The following is a 9,515-nucleotide window of genomic DNA, read 5'->3' as shown; positions in this document are numbered from 1 at the left end:
GGACGCCCTGATCAAGGCGCTGCCCTCGATCCGGCGGCGGGTGGACGGGGCGGCGCTGGTCATCGTCGGCGGCGGGCCGTACCTGGACGCGCTGCGCAAGCTGGCCACCGACTGCGGCGTGGCCGAGCACGTGACGTTCACCGGTGGTGTGCCCGCCGCCGAACTGCCGGCCCACCACGCGCTGGCCGACGTTTTCGCGATGCCATGCCGCACCCGCGGCGCCGGCATGGACGTCGAGGGCCTGGGCATCGTCTTCCTGGAGGCCTCGGCGACGGGCGTTCCCGTCATCGCCGGCCTGTCGGGCGGGGCCCCGGAAGCCGTGCGGCACAACAAGACTGGGCTGGTGGTCGACGGCCGCTCGGTGGACGAGGTCGCCGAGGCCGTCGGGGAGTTGCTGGCCGATCCGGAGCGGGCCGCCGCGATGGGCGCGGCCGGCCGCGAGTGGGTGACGTCCCAGTGGCGCTGGGACACGCTGGCGACGCGGCTGAGCGACCTGCTGCGCGGCTAACAGCAGTGTTCGCCGGGCCCGGCCCGGCCACCAGACGTAAAAGCCCCCATTTCCGTGCCGAAATGGGGGCTTTTACGTCTGGTGGCGGTTAATCCTTCTCGTAGATCGATTCGATGTCGGAGGCGAACTTCTCGGCAACCACGTTGCGCTTGACCTTCATCGTCGGCGTCAGCTCGCCGGTGTCCTCGGTGAAGTCCACCGGCAGGATGCGGAACTTGCGGATCGACTCGGCGTGCGACACCGCCAGGTTGGCGTTCTTGACGGCCGCGTCGATCTCGGCGAACAGGTCGGGGTCGGTGGCTAGATCGGCCACCGACGCGTCGGCGGGCTTGTGGTTGCGTTCCTTCCAGGGGCCGAACGCCTCGGGGTCGATGGTGATCAGCGCGCCGATGAACGGCTTCGCGTCGCCCACCACCATGGCCTGACTGATCAGCGGGTGCGCCCGCAGCTGGTCCTCGAGCACCGCGGGGGCGACGTTCTTGCCGCCGGCGGTCACGATGATCTCCTTCTTGCGGCCGGTGATCTTCAGGAAGCCGTCCTCGTCCAGCGCGCCTAGGTCGCCCGTCTTGAACCAGCCGTCGGTGAACGCGTCACGGGTGGCCTGCTCGTTGTGCCAGTAGCCGCTGAACACCACGCCGCCGCGCACCAGCAGCTCGCCGTCCTCGGCGATGCGCATGCTGTTGCCGGGCAACAACGTTCCGACGGTCCCGATCTTGACGTTGCCGACCTGGTTGACGGTGATGGCCGAGCTGGTCTCGGTCAGGCCGTAGCCCTCGTGGATGGTCAGGCCCACCCCGCGGTAGAAGTGGCCCAGCCGCGCGCCCAATGGGGCGCCACCCGACACGGACGCGTGGCAGTCGCCGCCCAGCGCCGCGCGCAGCTTGTGGTAGACGAGCCGGTCGAACAGCGCGTGCCGGGCCCGCAGCAGCAGGCCCGGTCGCCCGCCGTCGGCGTGGGCCTGGCTCCAGTCGACCGCGGTTTGCACCGCCATCGCGAAGATCCGGCCCTTGCCGTCGTTGGCGGCGTTCTGCTCGGCGGTGTTGTACACCTTCTCGAAGACCCGCGGCACCGACACCACCACCGTCGGCTTGAACACCGCGAACATCGGCAGCAGGTTCTTGATGTCGCTTGTGAATCCGACCGTCACCTTGTTGGCGCACGCGGACAAGGTCAGCGACCGGGCCAGCACGTGGGCCAGCGGCAGGAACACCAGCAGCCGCTGCCCTTCGTTCAGCAGGGTCGGCAGGCATTCCTTGGCGCCGCGGCTCTCGTAGAGCAGGTTGGAATGGGTGAGTTGGCAGCCCTTGGGCCGCCCAGTGGTGCCCGAGGTGTAGATCAGGGTCGCCGGGTCGTCCGCGCGCAGCGCGTCCAGCCGGGCGGTCAACTTGGCCGGCTCGACGTCGGCGCCGGCCTCGACGAGCTGCTCGAGCGCCTTCGGGCCCGAACCGTCGATGTGCAGCACCCGGCGCAGCTCGGGCAGCTCGGCGGTGAGCTCGGTGACCATGGCGGCGTGGGCGTCGGTCTCGGCGAAGGCCACGACCGCTCCCGAGTCCTGCAGTACCCAGCGCACCTGCTCGGCCGACGACGTCTCATAGATCGGCACGGTGACCGCACCCACCGCCAGGATCGCGAGGTCCAGGATCGCCCACTCGTAGCGGGTGGCAGAAAAGATGGACACCCGGTCGCCGGCCTGTACCCCGAGGGAGATCAGGCCCAGCGCCGCGGCACGCACCTCCTTGGCGGCCTCGGCGCAGGTGACATCGGTCCACACCCCGTCAATCTGCCGTTGGAAGATGACGAAGCTGGGGTCGTCGCGCTCGTGCTCGAAGACCATGGCCGCGACGTTTTCGTGCTCGCCGACGGTAAAGCGGGCGGGGACGCTGTACTCACGCACTCTGGTGACCTCGATTGATAGTGACGTTGCCCGCCCCTTGCGGGGCCGGCTTGCTGTTGCCCAGCCTAATCCGCAAATTTGCGCTGCATGGCTGAGGTCGGCCGGGGCGCCACGAAGCTTGCGGAGTCGCGCCGGGTGCCTAGACGCGGGCGAACCGGTTCGGTGTGTGAAGCTATGGCGGTGAACAGCATTCAGATCGCCGACCAGACGTTCGTCGCCGCCGACGGCGCGCGGGTAGGTGCCGTGGTCGCCGACCCGTCGTCGTGGCGGCGGTGGTGGCCGGACCTGCGGCTGCAGGTCGTCGAGGACCGCGCCGAGAAGGGGATCCGGTGGACGGTCACCGGCGCGCTGACCGGCACCATGGAGATCTGGCTGGAGCCGTCGCTGGACGGGGTGGTGCTGCATTACTTCCTGCACGCCGAACCGACCGGCGTGGCGGCCTGGCAGCTGGCAAAGTTGAATTTGGCGAAGATGACGCACCGCCGTCGGGTGGCGGGAAAGAAAATGGCCTTCGAGGTCAAACGGACGGCGGAACGGTCACGTCCGGTCGGCGTTTCTCCGGTAGCTTAACCGGATCAAGGTTGGCGGTAGGAGTACCGTTTCGCCCCGAAGGCCGGGGTAGTCCTGTACATGCGGGGTACTCGCTTGCGGGAGAGAGGGCATCAGCCAGGTGGCGGAGAAGACGACGCAGACCATCCACATCGACGCCGATCCGGGCACGGTCCTGGAGGTGATCGCCGACATCGACTCGTACCCCGAGTGGATCTCGGAATACAAGGAAGCCGAGGTGCAGGAGCGGGGCGCCGACGGCTACCCGAAGACGGTGCGATTCGTCATGGACGCCGGCGTCATCAAGGACACCATGGTGATGTCCTACAAGTGGCCCAAGGACCGCCAGTCGCTGAGTTGGAGCCTGGTCTCCAGCTCGCTGTTGCGCTCGCTGGAGGGCTCGTATCGCTTGGCGCCCAAGGGATCCGGCACCGACGTCACCTATGAGCTTTCGGTCGACCTGGCCATCCCGATGATCGGTTTGCTCAAGCGGAAGGCCGAGCGGCGCCTCACCGACACCGCGTTGAAGGATCTAAAGAAACGAGTCGAGGCTGAGTGAGTCCAGCGCCACCCCGGCCCGGATCAGCCTGTTCGTTGGGAAGGGCGGGGTAGGAAAGTCCACCCTGGCAGCTGCCACCGCGGTCGGCGACGCGGCCACGGGGCAGCGGGTGCTGGTGGTGTCGACCGATCAGGCGCACTCGCTGGGCGACGTGCTCGGTGTCCCGGTCCCGCCCAGCGGCGAGGGCGAGCTGGTGCGGGTGCTCGCCGATGACGCGGAGGCTGGCGGCGGCTTCCTCGACGCGCTGGCGCTGGACACCCTGGCACTGCTGGAGGCCCGGTGGCACGACGTGGTCAGCACGTTGGACGGCCGGTTTCCCGACTCCGAGTTGAGCACCATTGCGCCCGAAGAACTTTCGGCGTTGCCGGGCGTCCAGGAAGTGCTGGGCCTCTACGCGGTCGGGCAGCTGGCGGCCTCGGGGCGCTGGGATCGCATCGTCGTCGACTGCGCCTCGACCGCGGATGCGTTGCGCATGCTGACCCTGCCCGCCACCTTCGGGCTCTACGTGGAACGCGCGTGGCCCCGGCATCGCCGGCTGTCCATCGCCGCCGACGACGCCCGCTCGGGCGCGATGGTCGAGTTGCTGGAGCGCATCAGCGCCAGCGTCGATCGCCTCAGCGAGTTGCTGACCGACGGGGATCTCGTCACCGCGCACCTGGTGCTCACCCCCGAGCGGGTGGTGGCGGCCGAGGCGGTGCGCACGCTGGGCTCGCTGGCGCTGATGGGGGTGCGGGTCGAGGAGCTGATCGTCAACCAGGTCCTGACGGAGGACGAGTCCTACGAGTACCGTAACCTGCCCGAGCACCCGGCGTTCTATTGGTACGCCGAGCGCATCGCCGAACAACGCGTCGTGCTCGACGAACTCGACGCCACCATCGGCGACGTGGCGCTGGTGCTGACCCCGCACCTGTCCGGCGAGCCGATCGGCCCCAAGGCACTGGGTGCGCTGCTCGACAGCGCCCGTCGACGCGGCGGGGCGGCGCCGCCGGGGCCGCTGCGGCCCGTCGTGGACCTCGAATCCGGCTCGGGGCTTGGGTCGATATACCGTATGCGGCTAACGTTGCCCCAACTTGATCCCGGAGGGCTTTCGTTGGGCCGAGTCGATGACGACCTGATCATCAGCGCTGGAGGGTTGCGGCGCAGGGTTCGGTTGGCGTCGGTGCTGCGGCGTTGCACGGTGCTCGACGCGCACCTGCGGGGCGGTGAGCTGACTGTTCGCTTTCAACCCGATCCGGAGGTGTGGCCTAAGTGAGTGGGGCTCATTCCGAAATCGGTCCGGAGTTGCGCAGGCTCGCCCAAGCGATCCTGGACGGGATCGACCCGGCGGTGCGAACGGCGGCGGCGTTGACGGCGGGCGGCGGCGTCGGGACCGGCAAGTGCCAGCAGGTGTGGTGCCCGGTGTGCGCGCTGGCCGCGTTGGCGACCGGTGAGCAGCACCCGTTGCTCACCGTGATCGCCGACCACAGCATCGCCCTGCTGGAGGTGATCCGCGGGATCGTCAACGACGTCAACGACATCGACCGTTCGCCGACGCCGCCACCTGACGGGTCGCCCGGCGGCCCCGGCGAGCAGCCCCCCGACGGTGACGGCACCGTCAAGACCCGATACCAGCCCATCCCGCTCACCGTCGAGGAGTGACCCGCCCGCGGACAAGGTGGTCCCTTGCGCCGGGGATCGGTACAGTTGGCCAGAACACTGCGGGTGGCGGGAGCGAGAGGGAGGGCCATGTGGTACTGGCTATTCAAGTACATCCTGCTGGGCCCGCTGCTGTCTCTGCTTGGCCGACCGAAAGTTGAAGGGCTGGAATACGTTCCGACCTCCGGGCCGGTGATCCTGGCGAGTAATCACCTCGCCGTGATGGACAGCTTCTTCCTGCCGCTGGTGGTCCGTCGCCGGATCACCTTCCTGGCGAAGTCCGAATATTTCACCGGCACCGGCGTCAAGGGCTGGTTCAGCCGGTGGTTCTTCACCGCCGTCGGGCAGGTGCCGATCGACCGCACCGACGCCGACGCCGCCCAGGCCGCGCTCAACACCGCCGAGCAGGTGCTGAAGCAGGGCAAGCTGCTGGGCATGTACCCCGAGGGCACCCGCTCGCCCGACGGCCGGCTGTACAAGGGCAAGACCGGGCTGGCGCGCCTCGCGCTGCACACTGGTGTCCCGGTGATCCCGGTGGCGATGATCGGCACCAACGTGGTCAACCCGCCGGGCACCACGATGTTGCGCTTCGGGCGCGTCACGGTGCGGTTCGGCAAGCCGATGGACTTCTCCCGGTTCGAGGGAATGGCGGGCAACCGCTTCATCGAGCGGGCCGTCACCGACGAGGTGATCTACGAGCTGATGCGGCTCTCCGGGCAGGAGTACGTCGACATCTACGCGGCCAGCATCAAGGAGCGCAGCAACGGCGACGAACCGACCGGTGAGGCGGCGCGGATCCCCGAGACGGCCGTCGGCTAGTGGCGATCGCGAGCGCGGCGTAGCCGGGCGAAGCGGGTCGCCACCATGGGACTAGTGGCGATCGCGAGCGCGGCGTAGCCGGGCGAAGCGGGTCGCCACCATGGGACTAGTGGCGATCGCGAGCGCGGCGTAGCCGGGCGAAGCGGGTCGCCACCATGGGACTAGTTGCGATCGCGAGCGCGGCGTAGCCGGGCGAAGCGGGTCGCCACCATGGGACTAGCTCGCGGCTGATACCGGCGTCAGCGGGCGCGTCGCCGAATCCCGCGCAGTCACCCGCGCGGTGACGGTCAACCCGGCCGCGACGATGACCGCCAGCGCCCACCACACGTAGGACGCCCCGACGAGTTGGCGCCACCAGTTGGCGGTGGTCTCGTGGTGCTTGGGCAGCAAGTCGATCGGCGTCCACCTCATCAGCGCCACCCCGACGGCGCTGAGCACGCCCAGCGCGACGTTGCGGCGCCGCCAGGCCAGCACCCCGGTCACCAGCACCGTCGGCAGCGCCCAGACCCAGTGGTGCGACCACGACACCGGCGAGACCACCAACCCGAACAGGGCGACGCAGATCACCGCCATGATGGGCTCGCCGGCCCGCAGTACCCGCCGCATCGCCCAGATCGTCGCCGCCAGCACCAGCAGGCAGGCGGCGACCCACAACGGGAACCGCTCGTGCTCGTCGAGTCCCAGCCGGGCCAGGGCGCCCGCGATGTTTTGGTCGGTGTTCAGCGCGGCCTCACCGATCCGGTCGGTGTGGTGGACGGTGCGGGTCCAGTACTCCCATGAATCGCTCCAGGCCAGCGCGAAGCCCAGCAGGGTCATCGCCACGAACGACGCCATGGCGGTCAGGGCCGCGCGGTTGTCGCGGCGCAGCAGGAAGTAGAGCAGGAAAACGGCCGGGGTGAGTTTCAGCGCGATGCCCAAGCCCAGCAGCACCCCGCGCGGCCACGGCGTGCGGCGCGGCACGCAGTCGGCGATCACCAACGTCATCAGCACGACGTTGATCTGGCCGAACGCGAAGTTGGAAACCACGGGCTCCAGCCAGGTGGCCGCCGCGGCCGTGATGAGCACCGCCAACCACAGCCTCCGCAGCCACGCCGGGCCGCCCAGCACGGCCGACGTGCTCCACACGTCCAGGCCGGTCAGCAGGATCGTGGTCGAGACGATCAGCAGCACCAGCGTCAACACCGTGATGGCCACGCTGGCCGCCGGCATGTGCAGCCAGGAGAACGGGCAGAACATGATGGCGGCCAGCGGCGGATAGGTGAACGGCAGGTTCAGCCCGATCGGTGTGTGGAACTTCACGTCGCCGCGGTAGAGCGGATGGTTGTCCAGCCAGGCCTGCCCGCCCATCTGATAGATGTCGATGTCGATGCGATACGGCGTGTGCCCGAACAGGTCCACGGCGACGTAATACATCGCCGCGGCCGCGACCAGCCAGGCCAGGCACCACAGCAATACCCGCCCGGGGCCACGTTCCGTTACGAAGCCCGCGCCGGGCGCCCGCCATCTACTCATGTCCAAAACAGCGTAATGGGTGCCGGCACCTCCGACGTGTCGCAGCGCGGCTCCCGCGTTGCCCGGAGCTGCGGGCGTACGTTTTTAGAGTGCTGCACTGGTTCGTGTTCGGGGTGGCCCACTGGTTCGCGCACGACATCATCGACCGTGGTCGGCTGCCGTTGCTGTGCTGCCTGGTCGCGTTCATCCTGACCTTTTTTGTCACGCGGACGTGCGTGCGGGTGATCCGCCACCGCGCCCAAACCGGTCGTCCCGCGCGATGGTGGCAACCGCGCAACGTCCACATCGGGGAAGTGCACATCCACCACGTGGCGTTCGGGGTGGTCCTGGTGATGCTCTCCGGGTTGACGTTGGTGACGCTGTCCGTCAGCGGACAGGAGCCCGAATTCACCTTGGCGGCAACCCTTTTCGGGGTCGGCGCCGCGCTGGTCCTCGACGAGTACGCGTTGATCCTGCACCTGTCCGACGTCTACTGGGAAGAGGACGGCCGCACGTCGGTGGACGCGGTGTTCGCGGCGGTGGCGGTGGCCGGGCTGTTGATGATGGGCCTGCACCCGCTGATGTTCTTCCTTCCGTTCTGGCACGGCGCCGACGCGGTGGTGCTGCGCGCCGGGGTGGCCGGTGAGCTGGTGTTCACGCTGCCGCTGGCCGTGGTGGTGGTGCTGAAGGGCAAGGTGTGGACCGGTTTGCTGGGCATGTTCATCGTCGTGCTGCTGGTCATCGGCGCGATCCGGTTGTCGCGTCCGCACGCCCCGTGGGCCCGGTGGCGCTACACCACCCAGCCGGACAAGATGCGGCGCGCGCTGCAGCGGGAACGGCGGCTGCGCCGCCCGGTGGTGCGGGTCAAGCTGTGGGTGCAGTGCGCGATCGCGGGGACCCCGCGCCTGCCCGACAAGCGCCTGGTCGACGCCACGCTCGACCACGACGTGCACGCCGCACCGCCGCCGACGGGGCCCATCCTGATCAGCCGATAGGCTGCGCCCGTGCGGTTTTTCTACGACACCGAATTCATCGAAGACGGCCGCACCATCGAACTGATCTCCATCGGGGTGGTCGCCGAGGACGGCCGCGAGTACTACGCCGTGTCCACCGAATTCGATCCCGAGCGCGCCGGCAGCTGGGTGCGCGCCAACGTGCTGCCCAAGCTGCCGCCCCCGTCGTCGCAGTTGTGGCGCTCGCGCAAGCAGATCCGCCAGGACCTGGAGGAGTTCTTCGGCGTGGGCGGGACCGAGCCGATCGAACTGTGGGCCTGGGTGGGCGCCTACGACCACGTGGCGTTGTGCCAGCTGTGGGGCGCGATGCCCGCGCTGCCCCAGGCGATACCCCGCTTCACCAGGGAAGTGCGTCAGCTGTGGGAGGAGCGGGGATCCCCTCGGATGCCGCCGCGGCCGCGGGACGCTCACGACGCCCTGGTCGATGCCCGCGATCAGCTCCGCCGATTCCGGCTGATCACCTCCGGCGACGACGTTCGCCCTGATCAGTCGTGATCAGGCACTGTTCGGACCCGGTTACCATGGACCGATGAACTGGACCGTCGACATACCGATCGACCAGCTGCCGCCGCTGCCGCCGCTCTCGACCGAGCTGCGCACGCGGCTGGACGCCGCGCTGGCCAAGCCGGCCGCCCAGCAGCCCAGCTGGGACGCGGAACAGGCCGCCGCGATGCGCACGGTCCTCGAGAGCGTGCCGCCGGTGACGGTGCCGTCCGAGATCGTGCGGCTGCAGGACCAGCTGGCCCAGGTCGCGCGTGGCGAGGCCTTCCTGCTGCAGGGCGGCGACTGCGCCGAGACCTTCGTCGACAACACCGAGCCCCACATCCGCGGCAACATCCGCACCCTGCTGCAGATGGCCGTTGTGCTGACCTACGGCGCCAGCATGCCGGTGGTCAAGGTGGCCCGCATCGCCGGCCAGTACGCCAAGCCCCGGTCGGCCGACATCGACGCGCTGGGCCTGAGGTCCTACCGCGGCGACATGATCAACGGCTTCGCCCCGGACGCCACCGCGCGCGAGCACGACCCGTCGCGGCTGGTGCGCGCCTA

General features: G+C 69.1%; 11 protein-coding genes. 9 read left to right on the top strand and 2 right to left on the bottom strand.

Features of this window, described 5'->3' with window-relative positions; translation table 11 throughout:
• A partial coding sequence (locus A5712_RS21110) for a glycosyltransferase (RefSeq protein WP_156766694.1) occupies positions 1–508 on the top strand: 508 nt, incomplete at its 5' end.
• An 88-nt stretch (positions 509–596) separates the two neighbouring features.
• On the opposite strand, the gene A5712_RS21105 is transcribed toward A5712_RS21110, so the two are convergent.
• On the bottom strand, positions 597–2,402 hold the full coding sequence (locus A5712_RS21105; protein ID WP_068109217.1) for a long-chain fatty acid--CoA ligase: 1,806 nt from the start codon (positions 2,400–2,402) through the stop codon (positions 597–599).
• 180 nt (positions 2,403–2,582) lie between these two features.
• On the opposite strand from A5712_RS21105, the gene A5712_RS21100 reads away from it, so the two are divergent.
• The 5 genes from A5712_RS21100 to A5712_RS21080 all read left to right on the top strand — a co-directional run bounded on the left by A5712_RS21100 (position 2,583) and on the right by A5712_RS21080 (position 5,964).
• A complete protein-coding gene (locus A5712_RS21100) occupies positions 2,583–2,972 on the top strand; it encodes a polyketide cyclase / dehydrase and lipid transport (protein ID WP_142282060.1) in 390 nt (129 codons plus the stop codon).
• A gap of 100 nt (positions 2,973–3,072) precedes the next feature.
• Positions 3,073–3,510, top strand: a complete 438-nt coding sequence (locus tag A5712_RS21095) for an SRPBCC family protein (RefSeq protein WP_068109211.1) — start codon at positions 3,073–3,075, stop codon at positions 3,508–3,510.
• A complete protein-coding gene (locus A5712_RS21090) occupies positions 3,503–4,762 on the top strand; it encodes an ArsA family ATPase (RefSeq protein WP_082973565.1) in 1,260 nt (419 codons plus the stop codon). The genes A5712_RS21095 and A5712_RS21090 overlap by 8 nt, the downstream gene beginning before the upstream one ends.
• Positions 4,759–5,148 carry a hypothetical protein gene (locus tag A5712_RS21085; protein ID WP_068109204.1) on the top strand — a complete coding sequence of 130 codons (390 nt, stop codon included), beginning with the start codon at positions 4,759–4,761 and terminating at the stop codon, positions 5,146–5,148. The genes A5712_RS21090 and A5712_RS21085 overlap by 4 nt, the downstream gene beginning before the upstream one ends.
• A gap of 87 nt (positions 5,149–5,235) precedes the next feature.
• Positions 5,236–5,964 (top strand): 1-acyl-sn-glycerol-3-phosphate acyltransferase, encoded by a 729-nt coding sequence (locus A5712_RS21080; RefSeq protein WP_068109201.1) that lies wholly within the window; start codon positions 5,236–5,238, stop codon positions 5,962–5,964.
• Positions 5,965–6,180: 216 nt separating this feature from the next.
• Here A5712_RS21080 and A5712_RS21075 read toward each other — a convergent pair whose 3' ends face one another.
• Positions 6,181–7,476, bottom strand: coding sequence for a glycosyltransferase 87 family protein (locus A5712_RS21075; RefSeq protein ID WP_068109198.1), 1,296 nt, complete (start codon positions 7,474–7,476; stop codon positions 6,181–6,183).
• Between the two features lie 89 nt (positions 7,477–7,565).
• Here A5712_RS21075 and A5712_RS21070 point away from each other — a divergent pair, with 89 nt between their 5' ends.
• The 3 genes from A5712_RS21070 to A5712_RS21060 form a co-directional block, all read left to right on the top strand.
• Positions 7,566–8,450, top strand: a complete 885-nt coding sequence (locus A5712_RS21070; protein ID WP_068109196.1) for a hypothetical protein — start codon at positions 7,566–7,568, stop codon at positions 8,448–8,450.
• A 9-nt stretch (positions 8,451–8,459) separates the two neighbouring features.
• On the top strand, positions 8,460–8,963 hold the full coding sequence (locus A5712_RS21065; protein WP_068109193.1) for a polyadenylate-specific 3'-exoribonuclease AS: 504 nt from the start codon (positions 8,460–8,462) through the stop codon (positions 8,961–8,963).
• A 34-nt stretch (positions 8,964–8,997) separates the two neighbouring features.
• On the top strand, positions 8,998–9,515 hold a 518-nt coding region (locus A5712_RS21060), incomplete at its 3' end, for a 3-deoxy-7-phosphoheptulonate synthase (protein WP_197519464.1).

It is taken from the genome of Mycobacterium sp. E2327 (assembly GCF_001672675.1).
GTDB lineage: Bacteria > Actinomycetota > Actinomycetes > Mycobacteriales > Mycobacteriaceae > Mycobacterium.
This window is presented reverse-complemented; position numbering and strand designations above follow the sequence as displayed.

Bases quoted from the DNA above. Each gene is read 5' to 3' on its own strand.
- A5712_RS21080 (WP_068109201.1), top strand. From the start codon at position 5,236: ATGTGGTACTGGCTATTCAAGTACATCCTGCTGGGCCCGCTGCTGTCT.
- A5712_RS21075 (WP_068109198.1), bottom strand. From the start codon at position 7,476: ATGAGTAGATGGCGGGCGCCCGGCGCGGGCTTCGTAACGGAACGTGGC.